This is a genomic window from Curtobacterium sp. JUb34 (assembly GCF_003755065.1).
Classification (GTDB): domain Bacteria; phylum Actinomycetota; class Actinomycetes; order Actinomycetales; family Microbacteriaceae; genus Curtobacterium.
Map to the genome: position 1 here is coordinate 378,359 of NZ_RJVH01000003.1, position 24,052 is coordinate 402,410.

The following is a 24,052-nucleotide window of genomic DNA, read 5'->3' on the forward strand; positions in this document are numbered from 1 at the left end:
TGCTGGGTGTCCTGGCCCGTTACTCGTCGTCGTCCGCTGCGCGGCGGCGGAGTTCGGCGGCACTGATCGGCTGCGTGTACGGCGCCTCGGACGTCTCGTTCGCGTCGGTCGGTTCCGCCGGGGCCTGGGTGATGCGGGTCGGGATGGACGTCGTGTTCGTCGTGCCCGGGGTCTCGACCTTCGGGGCCGGGGCGGACGCCGGGGCAGCCGGGGACGACGGAGCAGCCGGTGACGCCTGGGCCGTCGGGACGTCGTTGGCGGGGGTCCGGTTGACGTGCGCGTCGGCCGAGGTCGGCGTCGGCGTCACCACGGCGGACGACGCGGGACGGTCGGTGCTGCGGGCCGGGGTCACCCGGTCGGAGTCGCCGAACGCCTGGGTGACGGCGTCGTCGTCCACGACCTCGGTGTCGTCGGTCCCGCGGGTCGGGGTCGAGCGTACGGGTGACGTGGGGGTGCCGAGTGCCGGGCGTACCGGGGGCGCGGTGTCGTCGCCGTAGACGCGGGTGGTGTTCTCGCCGTAGGAGCGGGTGGCGTTGGCGTCCGACCCACCGCGCTTCACCGAGAACCCGGGTCCTGCCGCGGGAGCTGCGGGAGTGGAGGCGGCGGAGGCAGCGGGCGCTGCGGGGGGTGCACCGCCGGGGGTCGACCCGGCGTTGGCCGGGGTCGACGGTGCGGAGGTGGGAGCTCCTGCTGCTCGCTGCGCCGGACGCAGGGACGTCGTCGTCGGCGTGGGGCGCTCGACGGGAGCCGCCGGTGCGGGAGCCGCCGGGGTCGGGCGCTGCGGCCGGGCGGTGCCGTTCTGGTCGGCGTTCCAGTCCTGCTGGCGCTTGATCAGGTCGGCATCGGGGTCGGGGGACTCGAACTTCCAGCGCTCGAGGTCGGCCTTGAAGAGCTTGCGGGCGCGGCCCGGGCGGGCCTGCCACTCGAGCAGGCGGTCGCGGAACTCGGCGAGCGACTGGTCGGCCTGGAAGCTGAAGGTCGACGAGTTCTTCTTGATGTCGGCGATCTCGTGCTGCGCCCAGCTGGCGGCGAGGGGCGCACCCTGCACGGGGAGCAGCCGGAGCCGGATGTCGGCGTCCTCTGCCAGGTGGTCCGCGTACCCGCGTTCGTCGTGCCCGAGCGAACCCCAGGCAGCGGCCTTGCGCGCCGCGGAGATGATCGCCGCGACGGCGGCGTTCTTCGACTCACGCTCCTGCAGGGCGACGACCCGCTTGGTCGCACCCCGTCCGATGAGCGCCGCGATCACGCCGGCGACGACGATGGCGACGAAGGGGATCACGGCACCCGAGATCACCCGCCACCCGTCGTCGGACGCAGTCCAGTCGGTCAGGTCGTTCCACCAGTCCATGCGCGCACCATACTCACGAAACGGTCAGGCCCTGGGGAGGACGAACGGCGTTCCGCACATCCGATCCCAGATGATTCCAATCTGGAACATCATGACCAGCGGAGGCAGTCCACGGCGTCGTCGGCGGACCACACGTTCGGCAGTTCGACGAACCGACGCTCGGCGGCGACGTAGCGACGGGCTCGGTAGGCGGTGTCACCGGCGACGTCGATGCGGTCCACGTACCCGACGATCTCGCCGTTGGCGCGGGTCACACGGCTCAGGTCGTCGCGGACGTCGAGGATGCGGTAGTCGCCGCGCGACCGGGAGAGCGGGACGGAGCGGATCCGCAGTGCGGGTTCGGTCGTGGTCTGCATCGTGGCCTCCTGGTCGGTGTGGTCCCGACGCTACGGGCCACCACCGACACGCCGGGGCTCTGCCGACGCATCGTGGACGGTGGGACGGACGCAGCGCGCTGTGGAGGGGATGTCCCCGGTGCGGGCCGTCCGCAGCCCGGTCCGCTGCCGGACTCCGGGAGGTAGGTTGTGGCCATGACCACGTTCGTGCTCGCAGGTGGATGTTTCTGGTGTCTCGACGCCGTGTACCGCACGCTCCAGGGTGTGCAGGACGTGGAGTCCGGCTACATCGGCGGTCGGGTGGAGAACCCCTCGTACGAGCTGGTGTGCACCGGGTCGACCGGTCACGCCGAGGCCGTCGCGGTCACGTTCGACGAGACGGTGATCCCGGCCGACGTGATCCTCGACGTCTTCTTCACGCTGCACGACCCGCGGCAGCTGAACCGGCAGGGCGCCGACGTCGGCACGCAGTACCGGTCGGCGATGTTCCCGGTGGACGACCCCCAGCGCGTGCTGTTCGAGCAGGCGATCGCGCGCGCATCCGAGATCTGGGACGGCGGCATCGTCACCACGATCGAACCGCTCACGACGTTCTACCCGGCGGAGGAGTACCACCAGGACTTCTTCGCGAAGAACCCCGGCCAGGGCTACTGCCTCGCAGTCGCGCTGCCCAAGGTGAACAAGGTCCGCAAGGCCTACAGTCAGTACATCCTGGCGTCCTGATCCTCGGGCGTCGGGGCCACGAGGAGGTGGTCGAACGATGACGAACAACACCGGGACCTGGGTCGCGATCGGTCCGGCAGGTGCGGTGGGCAGCATCCACCGTGCCGCGGACGGCTTCCAGGTCGAACTCTACGGACGAGGGCGCACCGGCGGGCTCTACCCGTCGCTCGAGTCCGCGAAGGGTGCGGTCCACGCCGCGCTCGGGCCGCTCGCGGCGCGGCCCGAGTTCCGAGCGCACTAGCGGTCCAGGGCCGGACAGGAGGCCCGGGGGACTCGTCCTCCACAGGTCGCCTGATCGGGTCCACACGCCACAGATCGAGCCCGGGGCTGCTTCGGCAGCCCCGGGCTCGATGACGATCGACGCATGAACGACATCATCACCGTCTGCGGAATCGTCGCCACGGAACCCCGTCACCTCGTCACCGAGACCGGCATCGCCATCACGAGCCTGCGCCTCGCCTCACCGTCACGCCGATGGGACCGGGCCAGCGCCGCCTGGGTCAACGGTGCGACCAACTGGTACACCGTCACCGCGTTCCGCTCCCTCGCGTCGAACGTGTTCAAGTCCCTGAAGAAGGGCGACCGCATCGTCGTGTCCGGCCGTGTCCGGATCCGCACCTGGGAGCGCGACGGCCGCGGTGGCACGTCCGTCGAGATCGACGCCGACGGCATCGGGCACGACCTGGCGTGGGGCATCAGCAACTGGGTCCGGGTGCCGCGGCAGGTGAACGACACGACGTCCGGGCACGGCGGGGTGCGGGGCGTCGACCCTCGGACCGGCGAGGTGCACGGCGGCGGCCTGGTCGCTGCTCCGGCGCTCGACGGCCCGCGGCACGAGCACGACACCGAGCACGAGGCCGGTGCCGGTGCCGGTGCCGGTGCCGACCGCGAGGACGAGGACGGGCTCGAGCCAGGGACCGACCAGGGGAACGACTCCGGGATCGACCACGGACTCGACGACGCCGACCCGGTCGGGCCGTCGGAGCGCATGCTCGAACAGGACGGTGCCGCGTTCGACCCCGAATCAGCGGACGACGACGGACCCCTCACGGGGGTCGCCGCGTGAACCCGGTCAGACGCGCCGGACGGTCACCACTTCTGCGCGATCATCGCGATGCCGGACACCTGCTCGGTGTCCCAGTTCCCACCGCGCGGCAGCCCGGCGACCCGGCCGTCGATCTTGAAGCTCGCGCCCTGGATCCGTGGCTTGTTCGTCTGCGTCGCCTTCAGCCCGTGGAACGAGAAGCTCGTGTCCCACTTGCCGTTCAGCCCGATCTGGCCCTTGCGGTCGCCGACGGTGATGCGCGTGTTCTGCACGGTCGAGTGCACGACGTCACCGTTCAGGCGGGCGTTCGCCTCGGCGTTGAAGAACAGCCGGCCGTCCAGGTTGAGCTTGAGGGTGCCGATCGTCTTGTGGTTCACGATCATGGTCGCGACGTCGTTCTTGTACCAGCGCATCCCGATCGGCGTGAGCTTGTTCGTCGCCGGACCGAGGTAGCCGTAGGTGAACTTGCCGTTCTGCACACGCTCCCAGATGTAGCGCGGCTTGCCCTTGCTCTCGGGGGACCCCTTGTCCGACTGGATGCCGAACGAGTAGGCGTTGTTGTGGGCGTCGTGGACGTTGATGTACGACGAGTACCCCGTGCCGGACCCGCTGGCGCTGATGCTCGCCGTGTAGAGCAGGTAGGGGTCGCCCTTCGGGACGGCTCCGGCGGCCGATGCCGGCGCGGCCGGAGCGACGAGGGCGACGGTGAGCGCGATCGCTCCGACGAAGGGGAGCGCGAGTCGGCGCAGTCGTGTGGCGTGCCTGGTCATGGTTGTCATCCCGTCCGTGATCCTGAGCCGGTCCGCGTCGTGGTGAGCGACGGGCCCCGAGGTGGTTGGCGAGGACAACCTACGTCGTCGCCACGGATCCCGACAGACCCCCGTCCGGTCGGGTGCGCGAAGCGGCGATCCGGTTCCGGGCGCGCGACGCACCGGCGGTGTCACTACACTTGGGGCCGATATGGCTGAGTACATCTACCAGATGGTCCGCGCCCGCAAGGCGGTCGGCGACAAGCTGATCCTCGACGACGTCACGATGTCGTTCCTCCCCGGCGCCAAGATCGGCGTCGTGGGACCGAACGGTGCCGGCAAGTCGACGATCCTGAAGATCATGGCCGGTCTCGACCAGCCGTCGAACGGTGAGGCGAAGCTCACGCCGGGCTTCACCGTCGGCATCCTCATGCAGGAGCCGGAGCTCGACGAGACGAAGACCGTGCTCGAGAACGTCCAGGAAGGCGTCGGCGAGATCCACGCGAAGCTCGCCCGCTTCAACGAGATCTCCGCGCTGATGGCCGAGCCCGACGCCGACTTCGACGCGCTCCTCGCCGAGATGGGCACGCTGCAGGAGGAGATCGACGCCGCCGACGCGTGGGACCTCGACTCGCAGCTCGAGCAGGCCATGGCCGCGCTCCAGTGCCCCCCGGGGGACGAACTCGTCACGCACCTCTCCGGCGGTGAGAAGCGTCGCGTCGCGCTCTGCAAGCTCCTGCTCCAGAAGCCCGACCTGCTCCTGCTCGACGAGCCAACCAACCACCTGGACGCCGAGAGCGTGCAGTGGCTCGAGCAGCACCTGCAGCAGTACCACGGTGCCGTCCTCGCCGTGACCCACGACCGGTACTTCCTGGACCACGTGGCCCAGTGGATCGCCGAGGTCGACCGTGGTCGCCTCTACCCGTACGAGGGCAACTACTCGACGTACCTCGAGAAGAAGCGTGCGCGCCTCGAGGTGCAGGGCAAGAAGGACGCGAAGCTCGCGAAGCGCCTGTCCTCGGAGCTCGACTGGGTCCGCAGCAACACCAAGGGCCGTCAGGCGAAGTCGAAGGCCCGTCTCGCCCGGTACGAAGAGATGGTCACCGAGGCCGAGCGCACCCGCAAGCTCGACTTCGAGGAGATCGTGATCCCCGTGGGCCCGCGTCTGGGCTCGCAGGTCATCGACGCCGAGAAGCTGCACAAGCAGTTCGGTGAGCGCGTCATCATCGGCGACCTGTCCTTCACGCTGCCCCGCAACGGCATCGTCGGCGTCATCGGCCCGAACGGTGTCGGCAAGACGACGCTGTTCAAGACGATCGTCGGCCTCGAGCCCCTCGACGGCGGCACGCTGAAGATCGGCGACACGGTCGACATCTCCTACGTCGACCAGAGCCGTGGCGGCATCGACCCGAACAAGAACCTGTGGGAGGTCGTGTCTGACGGGCTCGACTACATCCAGGTCGGCAAGACCGAGATCCCGTCCCGCGCCTACGTCTCGCAGTTCGGGTTCAAGGGCCCGGACCAGCAGAAGCGGGCCGGCATCCTGTCGGGTGGTGAGCGCAACCGTCTGAACCTCGCGCTGACCCTCAAGCAGGGCGGCAACCTGCTGCTCCTCGACGAGCCGACGAACGACCTGGACGTCGAGACCCTCGGCAGCCTCGAGAACGCCCTGCTCGAGTACCCCGGTTGCGCCGTGGTCATCACCCACGACCGGTGGTTCCTCGACCGCATCGCGACGCACATCCTGGCGTGGGAAGGCCTCAACGAGGACGGCACGCCGAACTGGTACTGGTTCGAGGGCAACTTCGAGGCGTACGAGGAGAACAAGATCGAGCGCCTCGGTGCCGACGCCGCGAAGCCCGGTCGCGCGACGTACCGCAAGCTCACCCGCGACTGACCCGCGTGGCGAGACTGCACGCTCCCATCCGCATGCGGTGGAGCGACATCGACGCCTACGGTCACGTCAACAACTCCGCGATGCTGCGCCTGCTCGAAGAGGCGCGCATCGTGGGGTTCTGGGGGCCGGATGCGGGCGAGCTGACGGACGACGGCAGCCTGCCCGAGCCGATCATCGACGGTCGGCCGGGCTCCGGCACGATGACGGTGATCGCCGGACAGCGTCTCGAGTACCTCGCGTCGATCCCGTACCTCCGCCAGCCGCTCGACATCCAGATGTGGATCGGCCGCCTCGGTGGAGCGAGCATCGACGTGTCGTACGAGGTCTGGTCGCCGGTCGGGCAGCAGCCGGCCGAGCTCTACACCCGGGCGACGACGGCGCTCGTCATGGTGGACGCCGCCACGAACCGTCCTCGGCGGCTGACCGAGGCCGAGCGTACGGCGTGCGAGCCGTACCTCGAGGCCCCGGTGGAGTTCAGCCGCCCGTAGGCACCCGCATCATGCCCTCCTGCGCCACGGTCGCCAGCAGGCGGCCGTCGCGGGAGAACATCCGACCGAACGCGAGTCCCCGGCCGCCCTGGGCGCTGGGGGACTCCTGCGTGTACAGGATCCACTCGTCGGCCCGACCGTCGCGGTGCCACCACATCGCGTGGTCCAGGCTGGCGCTCTTCACGCCGGGTGTGCCCCAGGCGACACCGTGCCGCCGCATGATCGGTTCGAGGATCGACAGGTCGCTGGCGTACCCGAGGACCGCGCGGTGCAGGGCCGGGTCGTCGGGCAGGTCGCCCTGCACGCGGAACCAGACCGCCTGGTGCGGGACGTGTTCGCCCTGCACGTCGACGAACACCGGGCCCTCGACGTGCCGGAGGTCGATCGACCGCTCTGCCCAGGCCTTGGCGACGGGGTGGTCGATGGCGGACAGGATCGACGCGGCCGACGGCAACGACTCCGGCTCCGGGGTGTCGACGGGGTACGGGTCCTGGTGCTCGACCCCGGTGTCCGGCACCTGGAACGACGCGATCATCGAGAAGATCGGCACGCCGCGCTGGTAGGCCTGCACCCGCCGGGTCGCGAACGACCGTCCGTCGTGGATGCGTTCGACGCCGAAGGTGATCGGCACGTCGATGTCACCGGGGCGCAGGAAGTACCCGTGCATCGAGTGGATGTCACGCCCCTCGATGGTGGCCTGCGCGGCGACGATGCACTGGGCGAGCACCTGGCCGCCGAACACCCGCCCGCCGGGGGACCAGTGGTTCGCGCCGGTGAGGATCGTCTCACCCGTGCTCGCACCGGTGTCCTCGAGTCGGAGTGTCCGCAGGAAGTCGGGTTCGCCGTTCACGAGGTGCAGTCTACGAACACAGGGTGCGCCGGTAGGATCGGTGCGACATGGGCACCTCGTTCACGCTTCCCGACGCCGCCTCCCTCGGGGACCTCCGCACGTACCTCGGACGTGCCGCTCGGATCGAGGACGGCTCGGTCCGGTTCATCGCCGACTCCGGCGTCCTCGCGGTCTACACGGCGATCCTCTACCCCCTCGGGCTCCTCGACGAGCTGCCGACGGTCCTCGGACTCCGGACGTTCTCGCTCACCGAGCCCGCGACGATCGATGCCGTGGTGCCGCTGCAGTCGCTGCTCGAGCGGCTGCGACTCCTCGCCGAGGAACAGGACGCCGAGCACGCCGACGGTGCCGACCCGACGCGGGCCACCCCGATCGAGGTCGAGCTCCCGCACGAGGTCCACACCGTGACCTGGGCAGCGATCTCACCGCCTCGTGGTGGGTGGGTGCCGCTGCCGGACATCTCGCCGGAGCTGCTGCGCCGCGCCACCCGCGACGGCATCGCCGAGGTCGCCGACGCCGTCCCGACCAACGCGGGCGAGGCGATCATCCGCAAGGTGCGCTCCGAGGTCTGGGGCCGTCCGGTGCCGGGCATCGAGCACCTGCCCGCTGGTGCAGGCTTCGCGGGGGAGAGCCTCGGCTTCCTCGGTCACGACCCCGTCCGACTGTTCGAGACGGGTCCGTGGAGCCGTCTGACGACGTCGCGCGGGCACGTCCTCGTCAAGCGCCGCGCCTGGACCCTGAACCCGTAGCGAGCGTCGCGTCCTGCCCGGGTGGTTGGCTGGCGGCATGCACGTCTTCCTCACCGGCGCGTCCGGCTACATCGGTTCCTCCGTCCTCCGCGCCCTCGTCGCCCACGGGCACCAGGTGACCGCCATCGTGCGCTCCGACGAGAAGGCGCAGCGCGTCCGTGACGCCGGCGGGCACGCCCTCGTCGAGGACGTCACCGACACCGAGGTCGTCGAACGGCTGCTGCACGAGACCGACGGCGTCGTCCACACCGCGTCCGCTCCCGATGTCGACCCCGACTTCGTGGCGACGGTCCTCCGCGCCTACTCCGGCACCCCGAAGCCGTTCGTGCACACGGGCGGCATCTTCACCTTCGGCAACTCGACGGACATCTCCGAGCAGTCGCCGATCGACCCGCCCGAGCTGACGTCGTGGCGCACGGCGAACGAGGCAGCCGTCCGGGCGAGCGACGCGCGGACCACGATCGTCGCCCCGGGCATCGTGTACGGGCACGGTGCGGGGATCCCCGCGATGTTCGTGAGCGACGGCACGCAGCCGGTCACCCTGGTCGGTGACGGCTCGCAGCCCTGGACCACGGTGCACGTCGACGACCTCGGCGAGCTCTACGTCCTCGCGCTGGAGCGGGCCGAGCAGGACGGCTACATCGTCGCCGCCACCGGCGACAACCCCACGGTGCGCGAGCTCGCCGAGGCTGGGGCGCACGGCGCTCGTGTCGTCCCCGAGAGCGTCGACGCCTCGCGTGAGCGACTCGGCACGACGTTCGCCGAGGCCCTGCTCCTGCACCAGGAGGCTTCCGGCGCACATGCCCGCTCCGCGTACGGCTGGAACCCGACGCACCCGTCCCTCGTCGAGGACCTCGCCACCGGCTCGTACGTGCGCTGAGGACGACCAGCGGCCCTCGACGACGGCTTCAGCGCCGCCGAGGTTCCACAACACGCCGCGCACCGTTCGCCGAGGTTCCACGAACGGCGCGAGGGGCCGCCGAGATGTGCAGATTTTGGAACCTGAAGGGCGGTCAGGGCCTGCGGGCAGTCAGGACCTGCCGGCAGGGGTCAGTCGAAGGTGTTCGTCATGGCGTGCGCGGCGCGGTCGAGGTACGCCCAGAGCTCGGCCTCGTCCAGGGGCGCGAGTTCGAGTGACTCGACGGCCTCACGCATGTGGTGCAACCACCGCTCGCGGGCCTCGGACGTGATGCGGAAGGGGTTGTGCCGCATGCGCAGCCGGGGGTGTCCGCGCTGTTCGCTGTAGGTGCCCGGCCCGCCCCAGTACTGCTGCAGGAAGGCCGACAGGCGCCAGATCGCGCCCTCGAGGTCGTCGGCCGGGTACATCGGCCAGATGACCTCGTCGTGCTGCACGCCCTCGTAGAAGCGGCGGACGAGCCGGTCGAAGGTCGGAGCGCCGCCGATGCGGTCGAAGAGCGAGCCGGCGGCCGAGGCCCCGTGCTCGCCGACCCGCAGCGTGATCGGTTGCGCCGGGACGCCGGGCACGCCGAGGCCGCCAGCCCCGCCGGGCATGCCGGGGCCGCCAGCCCCGCCGGGCATGCCGAGGCCGCCAGCCCCACCGGACTTGCCGGGGCCGTTGCTCGGGGGAGTGGTATCGGTCACTGGGGGTCCTTCCCACCGTCGTGGTGGTCGTCGGTGCGGATCGGCTGCCCGAGCACGTTGCGCTTGGTGCGGCGCGGCTTGGTCGGTGCCGGGGTGGGCCGGGTCTGGACGGATCGCAGCCCGTTGATCGAGGTCGCGTTCTCCCAGCCCTCGGGCATGATCATCGCCATGGCGGGAAGGGTGACGCCGAGGTCGTCGACGGCGTGCTTGAGGCGGGCGCGGAGTTCGCGTCCGACGACGTCGAGCTCGGACGCGCGGGTCTTCACGACGAGCCGGAAGACCATGCCGTCCTCGGAGATCGACTGCAGCCCCCAGATCTCGGGCTTCTCGACGATGCGCTGGCGCCAGCGGGGCTCCTGCGACATGGTGACCGCGGCCGCGAGCAGGGCGTCCTGCACGGCGTCGATGTCGGTGTCGTAGGGGACCGTGATGTCGACGAGGACGCGTGACCAACCCTGCGACAGGTTGCCGACGCGCAGGATCTGGCCGTTCGGCACGAACCACAGGATGCCGTTGACGTCACGCACCTGCATGACGCGCAGCCCGACGTTCTCGACCACGCCCGTTGCCTGTCCGGTGTCGACGACGTCCCCGACGCCGGCCTGGTCCTCGAGGATCATGAAGATGCCGGACAGCAGGTCCTTGACGATCGACTGCGCGCCGACAGCGAGGCCCGCGGCGACGAGCGAAGCGCCACCGACGATGCCGACTGCGGCGTTCGGAACCAGGAGCGGGATGATCACGACGAGGGCGATGACCACGACGATGACGGTGGCCAGGTTCTGCAGGACGCTCCCGAGTGTGCGGGTGCGCTGCACGACGCGTGCGGTCTGCACCGGCGACGCGATGAGCGCCTGCGTGTCGGTCGCTCCCTGCCGCTTCTTGACGCCGGAGACGACGCGGTCGACGACCTGACGGATCACTCGGCGCAGGATCAGCCGGAGGACGACGGCGACGAGGATCGTGATCACGATGACGATCGCGTCGTGCCAGGTGGTCACGAAGTCGGTGAAGGCGTTCGAGACGACCTTCGTGGTCTCATCGGTGGTTGCAGCGAGGCTCATGATCCGGACGATGCTAGAGGGCGGGGCCTCGGCGTTCCATGAGGAACGCCAAGACCCCGCCGATCAGAGCTCGACGCTCAGGCGTCCGCCGCCTGCACCCGGAGCGCACGCTCCGTACCCGCGACGCTCTCGGAGACGATGCGCCGCAGCGCCGGGGTCTCCGGGTGCGCCTCGAGCCATGCGTGCGCGGCGTCGCGGAGCTCGGCGGACGCGAGCGGCGACGGGTACAGGCCCGAGACGATCGTGTCGGCCATGTGGTAGCTGCGCTCGGCCCAGATGCGCGTGAGCACCTCGAAGTACTTCGGCACGAGGCCCTCGAGCACGACGGGGCTGTTCACGTGCTGGAACCCGACCGTGGTCTGCCGCACGATCGCGTTCGGCAGCTCGGACGAGTCGACGAGCGACGCGAAGGCCGCGAGCTTGCCCTCGGCGGTGGGGATCGTCGCACGGGCGCGGGCCGCGGCCTGCTCACCCGACGCGGTCTTGTCCGCCGCGAGTTCGGCGTCGACCTCGGCGTCGGAGGCAGCACCGGCGAGCACGAGGCCCTCGAGCAGCTCCCAGCGCAGGTCGGTGTCGATCTCGAGGCCCTGCAGCGTGACCGACCCGTCGCGCAGCCCCTGCAGGGTGGCGACGTGCTCGGGCGTCGATGCGATCTGCGCGAAGAACTTCACGAACTGGAACTGCGCGTCCGAACCGGCCTCGGCCGAGGCCGCGAGCTGCCAGAGGGTGTCGCCCACCGTGCGGACCGTGGCGTCGACCTTCGACGGTGCCACGTAGTTGCGCGTCGTCAGGAGCAGCTGCGACAGGGTCGTGCGGATGGTCGTCGACTCGGACTCGGTCGCGATGTTGCCGAGCGCGAGCCGGACGTAGTCGCTGGCGGGCGACTCGGCGTCGCGCGTGGCGTCCCACATCGCGCCCCAGACGATCGAACGGGCGAGCGGGTTCGCGATGGCCGCGAGGTGCTCGATCGCCGTCGTGCGGGACTGCTCGTCGAGACGGATCTTGGCGTAGGCCAGGTCGTCGTCGTTGAGGAGCACGAGGTCGCCGCGCTGCACACCGACGAGCTCGGGGACCTCGGTGCGTGCGCCGTCGACGTCGATCTCGACGCGGTGCACGCGCTCGAGCTTGCCGCCGGACGACGCGGTGTCGGCACCGAACGGCGCGGAGTCGTCCGTCCCGAAGGCGTAGACGCCGATGGCGAGGCGGTGCGGGCGGAGCGTGGGGTGGTCGGCCGGCGCTTCCTGCAGGACGGCGAACGAGGTGATCGCGCCGGACGCGTCGACCTCGATCTCCGGGCGGAGCGTGTTGACGCCCGCGGTCTCGAGCCAGAGCTTCGACCACCCGGACAGGTCGCGGCCGCTGGTGGCCTCGAGCTCGACGAGCAGGTCACGCAGTTCGGTGTTCGAGTGGTGGTGCTTCTTGAAGTAGGCGGAGACACCCGCGAAGAACGCGTCGATGCCGACCCACGCCACGAGCTGCTTCAGGACGGAGCCGCCCTTGGCGTAGGTGATGCCGTCGAAGTTGACCTGGACGTCCTCGAGGTCGTTGATCGTCGCGACGATCGGGTGCGTCGAGGGGAGCTGGTCCTGGCGGTAGGCCCAGGACTTCTCCATCGCCTGGAACGTGGTCCAGGCCTCGGTCCACTCGGTGGCCTCGGCGGTGGCGATCGTGGACGCCCACTCGGCGAACGACTCGTTCAGCCAGAGGTCGTTCCACCACTTCATCGTGACGAGGTCGCCGAACCACATGTGCGCGAGCTCGTGCAGGATCGTGACGACCCGACGCTCCTTGATGGCGTCGGTCACCTTCGAGCGGAAGACGTAGGTCTCGGTGAACGTGACGGCGCCCGCGTTCTCCATCGCGCCGGCGTTGAACTCCGGCACGAAGAGCTGGTCGTACTTCTCGAACGGGTACGGGACGTCGAACTTCTCCTCGTAGTAGGCGAAGCCCTTCTTCGTGGTCTCGAACACGTACTCGGGGTCGAGGTACTCGGCCAGCGACTTGCGCGCGAAGACGCCGAGCGGGATGGTGCGGCCGTCGCTGCTCGTCAGTTCGTCGCGGACGACCTCGTACGGGCCGGCGATGAGCGCGGTGATGTAGCTCGAGATGGTGGCGGTGGGCGGGAAGGCCCAGGTCGCGACGTCGCCGTCGACGTGGGGCTCGGGCGTCGGGGAGTTCGACACGACCTGCCACCGTGACGGCGCCGTCACGGTGAAGGAGAACTGTGCCTTGAGGTCGGGCTGCTCGAACACCGCGAACATGCGGCGCGAGTCGGGGACCTCGAACTGGGAGTACAGGTACACCTCGTCGTCCACCGGGTCGACGAAGCGGTGCAGGCCCTCGCCCGTGTTCGTGTACAGCGCGTCGCTGACGACCACGAGCTCGTTCTGCTCCTGCAGGTCGTCGAGCTGGATGCGGACACCGTCGTTCACCGCGGCGACGTCGAGCGCGGTGCCGTTCAGGGTGACGGAGTGCACGGTCTTCGTGATCGCGTCGATGAACGTGGACGCACCGGCGGTCGCGGTGAAGCGCACGCGGGTGGTGCTGCCGAAGGTCTCGGCGCCGCGGGTCAGGTCGAGCTCGACGTCGTACGTCTGCACGCTGACGATGCCGGCACGTTCCTGGGCTTCGGTTCTGGTGAGGTTCTCTCCGGGCACGCAACGCTCCATCTTCGCTGGGGACGCGGACGATCGTGTCCGCGAGGGGAGTCCCGGCACGGCGTCGTGCACCGGCGGGACGATGGGTTCCAGCCTAGCGACGCCGCGTACGCTCGGAGCGTGAGCGAGACGACTGTGGACAAGACGACGGAACACCCGACCGGAGACACGACCGAACGAACCACCGTGGAGTTCTGGTTCGACCCGAACTGCCCCTGGGCCTGGATGACGAGCCGCTGGGTGGGCGAGGTCGCCGAGCACCGCGACCTCGACGTGACGTGGAAGGTGATGAGCCTCTTCGTCCTCAACGAGGACCAGGACATCCCCGAGGAGTACCGCGAGCGCATCCACAAGGGACAGCTCTACCCGCGCATCGTCACGGCGGCGCGGCTCCGGCTCGGCCAGGACGTCGTCAAGCCGCTCTACGACGCGCTCGGTGAGCACGTCCACCACCGCCAGGAGCAGGACCCCGACCAGGTCGTCCCCGCCGTGCTCGCCGAGCTCGGTCTCGACGCCGACCTGCTCGAGTACGCGTGGACCGACGAGGTCGACGCCGCCGTGCGGGCCAGCCACCAGGACGGCATCGACCGGGTCGGACAGGACGTCGGCACGCCCGTCATCGCGGTCGCCGGCACCGCGTTCTTCGGACCGGTCATCTCCCCGGCACCCAAGGGCCAGGAGGCGCTCGACCTGTGGGATGGCGTCGTCGCCGTGGCGAAGTACCCCGGCTTCTTCGAGCTCAAGCGCTCGCGCACGGTCGGCCCGGTCTTCGACACCACCGACTGACGGGAGGCCCGGCTCGCCACCGCCCCGCCCGTTCCGTCAGGCGAGGGGCAGACGCATGAGCGTCAGGTCCAGCCAGCGGTCGAACTTGCGTCCGACCTCGGGCACGACCGCGACCGTGCTGAACCCGAGCTTCTCGTGCAGGGCGATCGACCCGGTGTTCGTGCTGCAGATCCCCGCCATCATGACGTGCCGGCCCTCGGCGGTCGCCCGCTCGACGAGGGACCGCATCAGTGTCGAGGCGATGCCCCGGCCGCGGAACGACTCGACCACGTAGACGCTGTGCTCGACGGTCAGGCGGTACCCGTGGTGCGGCCGCCACTGCGAGTACGTGGCGTACCCGGCCACGACGCCGTCGACCTCGGCGACGAGCACGGGGTACCCGTCGCCCTGCCGTTCGGACAGCCAGGTGTCGAAGTACGCGCGCGGGTGCGGCTCCTCCTGCCAGATGGCGGTGGAGTGCAGCACGGCGTCGACGTGCAGGGCGTGCACGACGTCGAGGTCGGCCGGGGTGCAGTCGCGGACCACGACCCCGTTCGTCGCATATGCTGTCGTCATGTCTCACATCGTAGACGACGAGCCGGGTCTCGCGGAACGGGCCCTCGGCGAGCGACTCCAGCGCCTCCGGACCGAACGGAAGTGGAGCCTCACCGAGCTCGCCGAGGAGTCCGGCGTCTCCCGCGCCATGATCAACCGCGTCGAGCGCGGGGTCTCCAGCCCCACCGCGACGATCCTCGGGCGGCTCTCCGGCGCCTTCGGCCTGACGATCTCGCAGCTCCTCGACGAGGCCCTCGAGCACGAGGTGCCCAGGGTGACCGATCCCGACGACGCACGCGGCATCCAACGCGGCGCGACCGCCGAGTCCTGGACCGATCCCGACACCGGGTACCGCCGCCGTCCGGTCTCGAGCGCGACCTTCCCCGCTGACGTCACCGAGGTGCGCCTCCCGGCCGGCCGCGAAGTGGCCTACCCGGCGTCCGCCTACGCGTTCCTGCGCCACTGCATCTGGGTGGTCGACGGCGTGCTCGAGCTCGTCGTCGGCGGCGAGTCGACGCGGCTCGCCGCGGGCGACCGGATCGAGCTCGGCGACCCCGCCGACGTGGTCTACCGGAACCCCGGCGACGGGCCCACCCGGTACGTCGTCGTGGTGGTCCGGGGGCAGTAGCCGCAGGAATAGGATCGGTTCCATGCGCATCCACCTCGGAACGGACCACGCCGGCCTCGAGTTCAACCAGACCCTCGCGACGCACCTGACGGAAGCCGGGCACGAGGTCGTGGACCACGGACCGACCGAGTACGACGCGCTCGACGACTACCCCTCGTTCTGCATCAACGCCGCGCACGCCGTGGTGCAGGACCAGCGCGCCGGTGTCCAGGCGCTCGGCGTCGTGTTCGGCGGCTCCGGCAACGGCGAGCAGATCGCCGCGAACAAGGTCGAGGGCGTCCGCGCAGCGCTCGTCTGGAACGAGTCGACCGCGCTCCTCGCGCGTCAGCACAACGACGCCAACGTCATCTCGATCGGTGCCCGCCAGCACACCGAGGACGAAGCGATCCGCTTCGTCGACCTGTTCATCGCCGAGCCGTTCTCGGGCGAGGAGCGTCACGCCCGCCGCATCGCCCAGCTCGCCGAGTACGAGCAGACGGGGCACATCGCCGGCAAGCAGATCGACGGCTCGGCCGAGTAGACAGGTCCCATGCCCGAGGGTCACTCCGTCCACCGAATCGCCAACCAGTTCACCCGGCACTTCGTCGGCAAGCGCTGCGAGGTGTCCAGTCCGCAGGGGCGGTTCGCCGCCGGAGCCGCGCAGCTCGACGGCAAGCGGATGATCGCTGCCCGGGCGGTGGCGAAGCAGATGTTCCTCGAGTTCGAGGGCGACCTGTTCCTCCGCGTCCACCTCGGCCTCTACGGCGCGTGGGACTTCGCGGGGGTGATCTCGACCGCCGAGGCGCTGTCGGACGACGACGACCGCGAAGAGTCGCTCAGCTCGATCGGCGCACCGCGGCTGGCCCGGTACCGGATGGCCGAGCAGGAGAAGGCGGAGGACCCGATCGAGTCCTTCCCACCGGACCCCGTCGGCCAGGTGCGCGTCCGGATCCTGACCGAGGACACCGTCGCCGACCTGCGCGGCCCGACCGCGTGCGTCGTGGAGACGCCGGCCGAGGTGCAGCGCGCCCTCGACAAGCTCGGCCCCGACCCGATGAACGACGACGGCCCCGAGGCCGAGAAGGTGTTCGTCGACAACGTCCGGAAGCGGAACGTCGCCATCGGGCAGCTGCTCATGGACCAGTCGGTCGTGGCCGGCATCGGCAACATCTACCGTGCCGAACTGCTGTTCCGGCAGCGCATCGACCCGTACAAGCCGGGCAAGAAGATCACCGTCAAGCAGGCGAAGGCGCTCTGGGCGGACTGGTCGAAGCTGCTGCACGACGGCGTCCGTGACGGCCTGATGATGACGATGGACGACCTGTCCGAGGCCGACCACAAGAAGGCCCTGCGCTCGCGCAAGGACCGCCACTGGGTCTACCACCGGCAGGGCGAGCCCTGCCGGGTCTGCGGCACCGAGATCCGGATGGCCGACATGGCCGGCCGGAAGCTCTACTGGTGCCCGAAGGACCAGAAGTAGCGCGCCTTCAGAGTTCGCAGTACGTGAACCGCCCGGCGATCGCGGTCGCGAGCACCGGCATCGAACGCAACGCGGACGACGACGCCGTGAGCGGGTCCGACCCGACGAGCACGAGGTCCGCGACGTCGCCGACGGCCACGCTGACCCGTCCGTCCGTCGAACCCTGCCACGCGGCGAGCGCCGAGAGCCGTTCGGCGGGGTGCCACGGGTCGCGGCCGTCGCGGTCGCGCCCGACGGCCGCCGCCATCGACACCCACGGGTCGAGCGGCGCCACCGGCGCGTCCGACCCGAGCAGCAGGCGCGCGCCGGCCCGTGCGAGCGAGGCGAAGGCGAAGGCCCGGTCGGTGCGGCCCGCCCAGTGCCGGTCGGCGATGTCGCGGTCGTCCATGGCGTGCTCGGGCTGCACCGAGGCGGCCACCCCGAGCCTGGCGAACCGGTCGACGTCGGTGTCGACGAGCAGTTGCGCGTGCTCGATGGTGCCACGGGCGCCGACGGCCTCGAAGACGTCGAGCGCGAGGGTGTTCGCCCGGTCGCCGATCGCGTGGATCGCGGGCACGAGTCCGGCGTCGACGGCCCGGCGGGTGATGGCCACGAGGTCGTCGAACTCCCACGCGAGCACGCCGGACCCGTCGGTCATGGCTGCGGTCCGGGTGCCGAGGGAGCCGTCGGTGACGACCTTGAACGGCCCCATCGTCAGCAGGCCGCGTGTGCCGTCGACGACGTCGCCGGTGCGGAGCCCGCGGTCGATCCCGGCATCGAGTTCCACCGGGTAGACGCCCGACGCCACCCGCAGTGCGTCGGTGCCGGCGTGGATCCGGCGCGCCCAGCGGTCGAGGCCGAAGCGCATCTCGAGGTCGACGATGCCCGTCACGCCGCGGGCGGCAGCGGCCTCCGCCGCGTCGGCGACGTACCCGTCGAGCAGGTCGTCCGGCACCTGCGAGAGCGCACCGGTCACGTCGAAGGCGTCCTGCTCGCGCAGCACCCCGTCGGCACCCGCCTCGAGCGGGCGGCCGACGAGTGCGGAGAAGTGGGCGAGCGCGAGGGCGTTGCACCAGACCGCGTGCAGGTCACCGCTGATGACGACGGTCGGGAGGCCCGGTGCGGCCTGGTCGAGCAGCTCGCGTCGTGCGGGGGTCGGCCACAACCCGTCGCGGTAGCCGTGTCCGATCAGCACGCGGTCCGGCGCCCCGGTCCGCGCGACCGCTGCGAGGAGGTCGGCGGTCGACTCCGCGGAGTCGCAGCCGGAGACGTCGACGCGGCGGCGCACCAGCGCCCACTGGTCGAAGTGCGTGTGGTGGTCGCGGAGGCCGGGGCCGAGCCACGCGCCGGCGGTCTCGACGACCTCGGTGTCGGGGCCCGCAGGGTCGAGCGTGCCGGCCGGCGCGATCTCGGCGACCCGGCCGTCGGTGATGCGGACGTCGGCAGGGGCCCCGGAGGTGCCCACCCTGCGGACGGTCCTGAGCAGGATCTCGCTCACCGTTCCTCCCGGTCGTCAGCGTGCGCAGCGTGCGCTCGTTCCATCTCGTCGGCGAGCGCCGGCGACGCGTAGGGGCCGTCGCCGCGCAGGCCGGCGATGATCCGGTCGACGACCTCGGGCGCCTTGTTCTGCGAGAGCTTCGCGCGGGCGTCGAACCGGGTGATCCGGATGCGGATGCCCACGGTGCCCTTCGCCATCCGGCGCGCGGTCTCCTCGTCGATCTCGAGGGACACCGGCTCGGGCATGACGCGCTCGAAGTGGTCGACGAGTTCGCCGAGCACCCGGAAGTTCTCGTCGTCGGACAGCAGCTCCGGCGTGCCCCACAGGTGTGCGGTGACGTGGTTCCAGGTGGGCACGAACTGTTCCGGCGGGTACCAGGCGGGGGAGACGTACCCGTGCGGACCCTGCACCACGACCAGGACCTCGTGCCGGCCGAGTTCGTGCGCGACCTCGTCCGGACGGCCGACGTGCGAGACGAGCACGATCTCGTCGGGGTCGTCGTCCGGGCCGGGTGCCTCGAGCAGGAACGGGTAGTGCGACGCGACGATCCCGGCGTCGGTGTGCGACACGATCGTGGCCCACGGGTTGCCGGCGACGAGGCGCTTGACCTCGTCGACGTCCGTCATCAGGAAGTGGGGTGTGTGCCGCATGGTCCGAGCGTGGCACACGGCCCCGGCCGAGCGCGACACCTGTCGTTTCGCGAGTGTTTCAGCACGGTAAAAGTTTCAGAGTTCATTGAAAGAAGCATTGTGCCGGGTAGGGCTGCGGGCCTAGCTTCACTCATCAACGACGACCCGGAGGAGACCCCATGCGACGCAGGACCATCGCCACGCTGGCCACGGCGGCCACGCTGGCACTCGTGGTGACCGGCTGTTCGGCGAGCGGCACGGCCGACTCCGACGGCGGATCCAGCCTGGTGTACGCCACCGGCGAGCCCGACCACCTCACGCCCGGACGGCAGACCGTCGCGTTCGACCAGGTGCAGAGCCTGTTCGCGCCGCTGACGCAGACCGATGCGAAGGGCGAGCTCCACGACGTCGCCGCGAAGAGCGTCGAGAGCGACGACGCCACCACGTGGACCATCACGCTCCGGGACGGCTGGACGTTCCAGAACGGCGAGGCCGTCACCCCGGAGAGCTACGTGACGGCCTGGAACCACGTCGCCTACGGACCCAACGCGTGGGAGAACAGCGGCCAGCTCGCCGCGATCGTCGGCTACACGGACCTCAACCCGGCGAAGGGCACCCCGAAGACGAAGGAGATGTCGGGGCTCAAGGTCACCGGTAAGGACACCTTCACGGTGACGCTCACCCACGCCGACAGTCAGTTCCCGCTGCAGCTCAGCCAGGCCCAGACGGCGTTCTACCCGATGCCGTCGGCCGCGTACGACGACCTGAAGGCGTACGACAAGAAGCCGATCGGCAACGGCCCCTACGAGATGCAGTCGGCGTGGAAAGCGGACAAGGAGTTCACCGTCACCGCGTGGAAGGACTACGAGGGGACGAAGCCGGTCACGAAGGACGTCACGTTCCGGAGCTACTCCGACATGAACACCGCCTACACCGACGTCCTCGCGGGCAACGCCGACGTGCTGTTCCTGCCGACCGACAAGATGACCAGCGCGGAGGCCGACTTCGGCGACCGCCTGCACTCCTTCGACGCCCCCGGCATCGACTACCTCGGGTTCCCGCTCTGGGACGACCGGTACTCCGACCCCGACGTCCGACGCGCGATCTCGATGTCGATCGACCGCGACGAGGTGAACACCGCCATCTACGGCGGCCTGTACGAACCCGCCACCGCGCTCACGCCGCCGTCGATGTCCGGCACGGAAGAGGGCATCTGCGGCGAGGCGTGCGAGTTCGACCCCGCCGCGGCGAAGAAGCTCCTCGCGAAGTCCGGCGGCTTCGACGGCACGATCACGCTCGTCTACCCCGGCGGCAGCGGCCTCGACTCCCTCTACGAGGCGTACGCCAACCAGATCCGGCAGAACCTCGGCGTCGACACCGTCGCGAAGGCCACCACCGACTGGGCCTCGTACTACTCCGAGCTGACGGACAAGAAGGTCGCCGGCCCGCACTTCGGCCACTGGGGCGCGCTGTACATCAGCCAGCAGAACACCCTCCGCGCGCTGTTCACCACGGCCGGCGGCTGCGCACCCTGCACCGGGTACTACCAGTCCGACACCGTGGACGCCCTGCTCGCGAAGGCCGACTCGGCCGGGTCGCAGGACGAGGCGAACGAGTACTACACGAAGACGCAGGAGGCCGTGCTCGAGGACTTCCCCGTCGTCCCGACCTTCTTCGACAAGTACTCGTACGTCACGAGCGACAAGGTCACGAAGCTCCCCGCGGTCGCCGGCAGCCCGGTCGTCGCACAGATCGCCGTGAAGTAGGGCACCACCACATGGACCAGCGCACCATCCTCCGCCTGGCGGCCGAGGTCCCCGACCGCGACGGCTTCCCGCTCGTCGACGACCTGCACGCCCGGTTCGACGCACTCGCCGCGGCGCACCCGGACCGGGTCACGGTCACCCGGATCGGCACCAGCCGCCTCGGCGAACCGCTGCACTCCTACCGGATCGGCACCGGGTCGCACGCCGCCGTCGTGGTCGGCGGCGTGCACCCGAACGAACCGATCGGCTCGTGGACGGCCCTGCACCTCGCCGAGACGATGACCACCGACGACGAGGCCCGTGCGCTCGACGTCACCTGGCACATCGTCCCGACGATCGACCCGGACGGCATGCGGCTCAACGAGGCCTGGTTCCACGACCCGCACGACCGGGTGTTCTACTCGCGGCACTTCTACCGCCCGGCCCCGGACAGCCAGGTGGAGTGGACGTTCCCGAACAGCTACCGGTCGGTGTACTTCGACCAGGTGCTGCCCGAGACGCTCGCGTTCATGCGGCTCATCGACGACACCGAGCCGGACCTGCTCGTGAGCCTGCACAACGGCGAGATGGGCGGGGTCTACTACTACCTGTCCGAGGACCTGCCCGACGTCGTCGACACCCTGCACGCGGTACCGGCCGCGCTCGGGCTGCCGCTCGACACCGGGGAGCCCGAGTCGCCGTTCCTGCGTGCACTCGCCCCCGCGGTGTTCGCGATGGACGGGATCGAGACCGCGTACGACTACCTCGAGGGACTCGGGGTCGACCCGGGCGAGCACATCCACGGTGCGTCGAGCGCGGCGTGGGCGATGCGGCACGGGGCGCTGTGCATGGTCGCCGAACTGCCGTACTGGAGCCACCCGGACGCCGACGACCAGACCCCGACCGACGAGTCGTACGCCGACCTGCTCCGGCGCTGCTCCGCCGAGCTCGGTGCCTCGGGCGAGGAACTCCAGCAGCTCCTCGACGAGGCGTCGCCGATGCTGTCGATCGAGTCGCCGTTCCTCGAGGCGTCGCGCGCCTTCGTGCCGATGCTCGTCAGCACGGCCGACACGGACCGCCGTCGCGCCGACCGCGAGCCGGCCGAGCGGATGGCCACGGTCGCGGAGCGTTTCGGCTGCGAAGACCTGGTCCGCTGCTTCCGACTGCGCTACGGCGGCATGCTGCTCCGTGCGGTCGAGGCGGAGACCACCGCCGGCACGGCGTCCGCGCCGCTCCGGCGCCTGTGCGACCGCCTGGTGGAGCGGTACGCGCGCTGGCAGGCGGACGCGTCCACGGGCGCCCAGCCGATCCCGGTGCGGAAACTGGTGGGGGTGCAGTACGGGGCGATCCTCGCCTGCGCGAGCCACGTGGCGGACCCGGCCCGTGCCTCCCGTCCGGTGTCGGCGGCCGTGTCGGGAGGCGCGTGATGCGTCCGACGCTCGCCGTCGGTCGCCGGCTCGGCGGCCTGGCCATCGTGTTCCTCGGGGTGACGTTCCTCATCTACGCGATGACCTTCGCGCTGCCCGGCGACCCGATCAAGGCGCTCGGCGGCGAGCGTCCGCTCAGCGACGCGGTCGTCCGCACGCTCCGCGCCGAGTACCACCTGGACCAGCCGCTCTGGCTGCAGTACGTGCAGTACCTCGGCGGGCTGTTCCGTGGCGACTTCGGCACCGACTTCAACGGGCAGTCCGTCGGCGAGCAGATGGCCTCGCGGTGGCCCGTCACGATCACCCTGGCGCTCACCGCCTGGGCCCTCGAGATCGTGCTGGGCATCGGGCTCGGGGTGCTCTCCGCCCTGAAGCGCGGCACCGCCCTCGACAAGACGGTCCTGGTCGGCACCATCGTCGTCGGCGCGATCCCCGTGTTCGTCCTCGGGGTCGCCCTGCAGCTGGTGTTCTCGGTGCGGCTGCACTGGTTCCCGGTCGCCGGCGTCACCGCGGGCTGGCCGACGGCGTACATCCTGCCGGCGTTCGTCATCGCGCTGTTCGGCCTCGCCGCGGTGTCCCGGCTCACCCGCACCTCGATGATCGAGACGCTCGACGCCGACTACGTCCGCACCGCACGGGCCAAGGGGCTCGCGCCCGGTCGGATCGTCGGCGTGCACGTGATGCGGAACTCGCTCATCCCCACCGCCACCTACCTGGCGACCGACCTCGGGTACCTGATGGGCGGCACCGTGATCATCGAGGGCATCTTCAACCTGCCCGGCGTCGGCAACCTGCTGTTCCAGGGCATCCGGTCGCACGAGGGCGCGGTCGTCGTCGGCATCTCGACCGCGCTCATCCTGGTGTTCCTCGTCACGAGCGTGCTCGTCGACCTGCTGCACGCCGCCCTCGACCCCCGCGTCCGGACCGGAGCAGCCGCATGACCACCTCAGCGCTCAGCGCCACCGTCGAACCCGTCGTCGGCGGTCGCCGCCGGCCCCTGCTGGCCGCGGCCCGGACCCCCGGCTTCTGGGTGCCCGCCTCGGTCCTGGTCGTCGTGCTGCTCGTCGCGTCGTTCCCGCAGCTGTTCGCCGGACTGTTCGGCCACGGCGACCCCCGGGTGTGCGACCTCGGGCAGAGCGGCGCCTCGCCGACCGGCGGTCACCCGTTCGGCTTCGACCTGCAGGGCTGCGACGTGTACGCCAACGTCGTGTACGGCACCCGGTCGTCGATCGCCGTCGCGGTGCTCACCACCGTGCTCGCCGGCATGGTCGCCGTCGTCGTCGGGACGATCGCGGGCATGGTCGGCGGCTGGGTCGACGCCGTGCTCGCCCGCCTGACCGACGTGTTCCTCGGCTTCCCGTTCCTGCTCGGCGCCGTCGTGGTGCTCAACAGCGTGGGGGAGCGCTCGGTGCTCACCGTGTCGCTCGTGCTCGCACTGTTCGGGTGGCCGACGATGGCCCGGCTCGTGCGGTCGAGCGTCCGCAGCGTGCGGAACGCCGAGTTCGTGCTCGCCGCCCGCACGATGGGGTTGTCCACCTGGCGGATCACCACCCGGTACGTCCTGCCGTCGTCGATCTCGCCGCTGCTCGTGCTCGCGACGATCACCGTCGGCGGCGTCATCGTGTCCGAGTCGTCACTGACCTACCTCGGCATCGGGCTCGAGAGCCCCGCGATCTCGTGGGGACTGCAGCTCTCCGCCGCGACCTCGCAGTTCCTCCGCGCCCCGCACATGCTCATCGCACCGGCGACGTTCCTCGCCGTCACCGTGCTCTCCGTCATCGCGCTCGGCGACACGCTGCGCGCCGCGCTCGACCCGCGTCGGCGCTGACACGCCAGACTCGCTGCAGAACCGTTCTCGAA

At 70.5% G+C, this 24,052-nt stretch carries 25 protein-coding genes; 15 read left to right on the plus strand and 10 right to left on the minus strand.

Features of this window, described 5'->3' with window-relative positions:
- Positions 1–19 precede the first annotated feature (19 nt).
- Both EDF63_RS12940 and EDF63_RS12945 read right to left on the minus strand, forming a co-directional pair.
- Positions 20–1,348: a hypothetical protein gene (locus EDF63_RS12940; protein WP_123313426.1), complete on the minus strand. Its 1,329-nt coding sequence runs from the start codon at positions 1,346–1,348 to the stop codon at positions 20–22.
- An 89-nt stretch (positions 1,349–1,437) separates the two neighbouring features.
- Positions 1,438–1,704 (minus strand): hypothetical protein, encoded by a 267-nt coding sequence (locus tag EDF63_RS12945; protein ID WP_123313427.1) that lies wholly within the window; start codon positions 1,702–1,704, stop codon positions 1,438–1,440.
- A gap of 174 nt (positions 1,705–1,878) precedes the next feature.
- Between EDF63_RS12945 and msrA the strand changes: the two genes are divergently transcribed.
- From msrA to EDF63_RS12960, 3 genes are all read left to right on the plus strand, one after another.
- Entirely contained in the window at positions 1,879–2,406 is a 528-nt protein-coding gene (gene msrA, locus EDF63_RS12950; RefSeq protein WP_123313428.1) for a peptide-methionine (S)-S-oxide reductase MsrA, read from the plus strand.
- Between the two features lie 37 nt (positions 2,407–2,443).
- On the plus strand, positions 2,444–2,647 hold the full coding sequence (locus tag EDF63_RS12955; RefSeq protein WP_111086793.1) for a methyltransferase: 204 nt from the start codon (positions 2,444–2,446) through the stop codon (positions 2,645–2,647).
- A 123-nt stretch (positions 2,648–2,770) separates the two neighbouring features.
- Positions 2,771–3,472, plus strand: a complete 702-nt coding sequence (locus tag EDF63_RS12960; RefSeq protein WP_123313429.1) for a single-stranded DNA-binding protein — start codon at positions 2,771–2,773, stop codon at positions 3,470–3,472.
- 23 nt (positions 3,473–3,495) lie between these two features.
- Here the strand turns inward: EDF63_RS12960 and EDF63_RS12965 are convergent, their stop codons facing one another.
- Positions 3,496–4,221: a hypothetical protein gene (locus EDF63_RS12965; protein ID WP_123313430.1), complete on the minus strand. Its 726-nt coding sequence runs from the start codon at positions 4,219–4,221 to the stop codon at positions 3,496–3,498.
- A gap of 190 nt (positions 4,222–4,411) precedes the next feature.
- On the opposite strand from EDF63_RS12965, the gene ettA reads away from it, so the two are divergent.
- Together ettA and EDF63_RS12975 are read left to right on the plus strand one after the other, a co-directional pair.
- The gene (gene ettA, locus EDF63_RS12970; RefSeq protein WP_111086790.1) at positions 4,412–6,097 is read left to right on the plus strand and encodes an energy-dependent translational throttle protein EttA; all 1,686 of its coding nucleotides are present in this window, start codon (positions 4,412–4,414) and stop codon (positions 6,095–6,097) included.
- Positions 6,098–6,129: 32 nt separating this feature from the next.
- A complete protein-coding gene (locus tag EDF63_RS12975; protein ID WP_123313431.1) occupies positions 6,130–6,585 on the plus strand; it encodes a thioesterase family protein in 456 nt (151 codons plus the stop codon).
- Here EDF63_RS12975 and EDF63_RS12980 read toward each other — a convergent pair.
- Positions 6,572–7,435, minus strand: a complete 864-nt coding sequence (locus EDF63_RS12980) for an acyl-CoA thioesterase II (RefSeq protein WP_123313432.1) — start codon at positions 7,433–7,435, stop codon at positions 6,572–6,574. The genes EDF63_RS12975 and EDF63_RS12980 overlap by 14 nt on opposite strands.
- 47 nt (positions 7,436–7,482) lie before the next feature.
- Between EDF63_RS12980 and EDF63_RS12985 the strand changes: the two genes are divergently transcribed.
- Entirely contained in the window at positions 7,483–8,184 is a 702-nt protein-coding gene (locus EDF63_RS12985) for a hypothetical protein (RefSeq protein WP_123313433.1), read from the plus strand.
- 37 nt (positions 8,185–8,221) lie between these two features.
- Positions 8,222–9,064, plus strand: a complete 843-nt coding sequence (locus tag EDF63_RS12990; protein ID WP_123313434.1) for an NAD(P)H-binding protein — start codon at positions 8,222–8,224, stop codon at positions 9,062–9,064.
- 170 nt (positions 9,065–9,234) lie between these two features.
- Here the strand turns inward: EDF63_RS12990 and EDF63_RS12995 are convergent, their stop codons facing one another.
- The 3 genes from EDF63_RS12995 to pepN all read right to left on the minus strand — a co-directional run bounded on the left by EDF63_RS12995 (position 9,235) and on the right by pepN (position 13,507).
- Complete coding sequence (locus EDF63_RS12995; protein WP_260233124.1) at positions 9,235–9,696, minus strand: globin; 462 nt, start codon at positions 9,694–9,696, stop codon at positions 9,235–9,237.
- Between the two features lie 86 nt (positions 9,697–9,782).
- Positions 9,783–10,850, minus strand: a complete 1,068-nt coding sequence (locus EDF63_RS13005) for a mechanosensitive ion channel family protein (protein WP_123313435.1) — start codon at positions 10,848–10,850, stop codon at positions 9,783–9,785.
- A 77-nt stretch (positions 10,851–10,927) separates the two neighbouring features.
- A complete protein-coding gene (pepN, locus tag EDF63_RS13010) occupies positions 10,928–13,507 on the minus strand; it encodes an aminopeptidase N (protein ID WP_123313436.1) in 2,580 nt (859 codons plus the stop codon).
- A gap of 225 nt (positions 13,508–13,732) precedes the next feature.
- On the opposite strand from pepN, the gene EDF63_RS13015 reads away from it, so the two are divergent.
- Entirely contained in the window at positions 13,733–14,293 is a 561-nt protein-coding gene (locus EDF63_RS13015) for a disulfide bond formation protein DsbA (RefSeq protein ID WP_395872071.1), read from the plus strand.
- Positions 14,294–14,329: 36 nt separating this feature from the next.
- On the opposite strand, the gene EDF63_RS13020 is transcribed toward EDF63_RS13015, so the two are convergent.
- Positions 14,330–14,848, minus strand: a complete 519-nt coding sequence (locus EDF63_RS13020) for a GNAT family N-acetyltransferase (protein WP_123313438.1) — start codon at positions 14,846–14,848, stop codon at positions 14,330–14,332.
- On the opposite strand from EDF63_RS13020, the gene EDF63_RS13025 reads away from it, so the two are divergent.
- The 3 genes from EDF63_RS13025 to EDF63_RS13035 are packed head-to-tail and all read left to right on the plus strand — an operon-like array spanning position 14,847 to position 16,914.
- Positions 14,847–15,455 (plus strand): XRE family transcriptional regulator, encoded by a 609-nt coding sequence (locus EDF63_RS13025; RefSeq protein WP_123313439.1) that lies wholly within the window; start codon positions 14,847–14,849, stop codon positions 15,453–15,455. The two genes, EDF63_RS13020 and EDF63_RS13025, sit on opposite strands and share 2 nt — an antisense overlap.
- 22 nt (positions 15,456–15,477) lie before the next feature.
- Positions 15,478–15,975, plus strand: a complete 498-nt coding sequence (locus EDF63_RS13030) for a ribose-5-phosphate isomerase (protein WP_123293994.1) — start codon at positions 15,478–15,480, stop codon at positions 15,973–15,975.
- A 9-nt stretch (positions 15,976–15,984) separates the two neighbouring features.
- Positions 15,985–16,914 carry an Fpg/Nei family DNA glycosylase gene (locus EDF63_RS13035; protein WP_123313440.1) on the plus strand — a complete coding sequence of 310 codons (930 nt, stop codon included), beginning with the start codon at positions 15,985–15,987 and terminating at the stop codon, positions 16,912–16,914.
- Positions 16,915–16,921: 7 nt separating this feature from the next.
- Here EDF63_RS13035 and EDF63_RS13040 read toward each other — a convergent pair whose 3' ends face one another.
- Positions 16,922–18,391: an amidohydrolase gene (locus EDF63_RS13040; RefSeq protein ID WP_123313441.1), complete on the minus strand. Its 1,470-nt coding sequence runs from the start codon at positions 18,389–18,391 to the stop codon at positions 16,922–16,924.
- Positions 18,388–19,041: an FMN-binding negative transcriptional regulator gene (locus EDF63_RS13045; RefSeq protein ID WP_123313643.1), complete on the minus strand. Its 654-nt coding sequence runs from the start codon at positions 19,039–19,041 to the stop codon at positions 18,388–18,390. The genes EDF63_RS13040 and EDF63_RS13045 overlap by 4 nt, the downstream gene beginning before the upstream one ends.
- Positions 19,042–19,199: 158 nt before the next feature.
- Here EDF63_RS13045 and EDF63_RS13050 point away from each other — a divergent pair, with 158 nt between their 5' ends.
- Genes EDF63_RS13050 through EDF63_RS13065 form a run of 4 tightly spaced genes read left to right on the plus strand, consistent with a single transcriptional unit; the run spans position 19,200 to position 24,020 of the window.
- The gene (locus tag EDF63_RS13050; protein WP_260233107.1) at positions 19,200–20,786 is read left to right on the plus strand and encodes an ABC transporter substrate-binding protein; all 1,587 of its coding nucleotides are present in this window, start codon (positions 19,200–19,202) and stop codon (positions 20,784–20,786) included.
- 11 nt (positions 20,787–20,797) lie between these two features.
- Positions 20,798–22,192, plus strand: a complete 1,395-nt coding sequence (locus EDF63_RS13055; RefSeq protein WP_123313442.1) for a M14 family zinc carboxypeptidase — start codon at positions 20,798–20,800, stop codon at positions 22,190–22,192.
- The gene (locus EDF63_RS13060; protein WP_123313443.1) at positions 22,192–23,133 is read left to right on the plus strand and encodes an ABC transporter permease; all 942 of its coding nucleotides are present in this window, start codon (positions 22,192–22,194) and stop codon (positions 23,131–23,133) included. Before EDF63_RS13055 ends, EDF63_RS13060 begins: the two co-directional genes overlap by 1 nt.
- Complete coding sequence (locus EDF63_RS13065; protein ID WP_123313444.1) at positions 23,130–24,020, plus strand: ABC transporter permease; 891 nt, start codon at positions 23,130–23,132, stop codon at positions 24,018–24,020. Before EDF63_RS13060 ends, EDF63_RS13065 begins: the two co-directional genes overlap by 4 nt.
- Positions 24,021–24,052 lie beyond the last annotated feature (32 nt).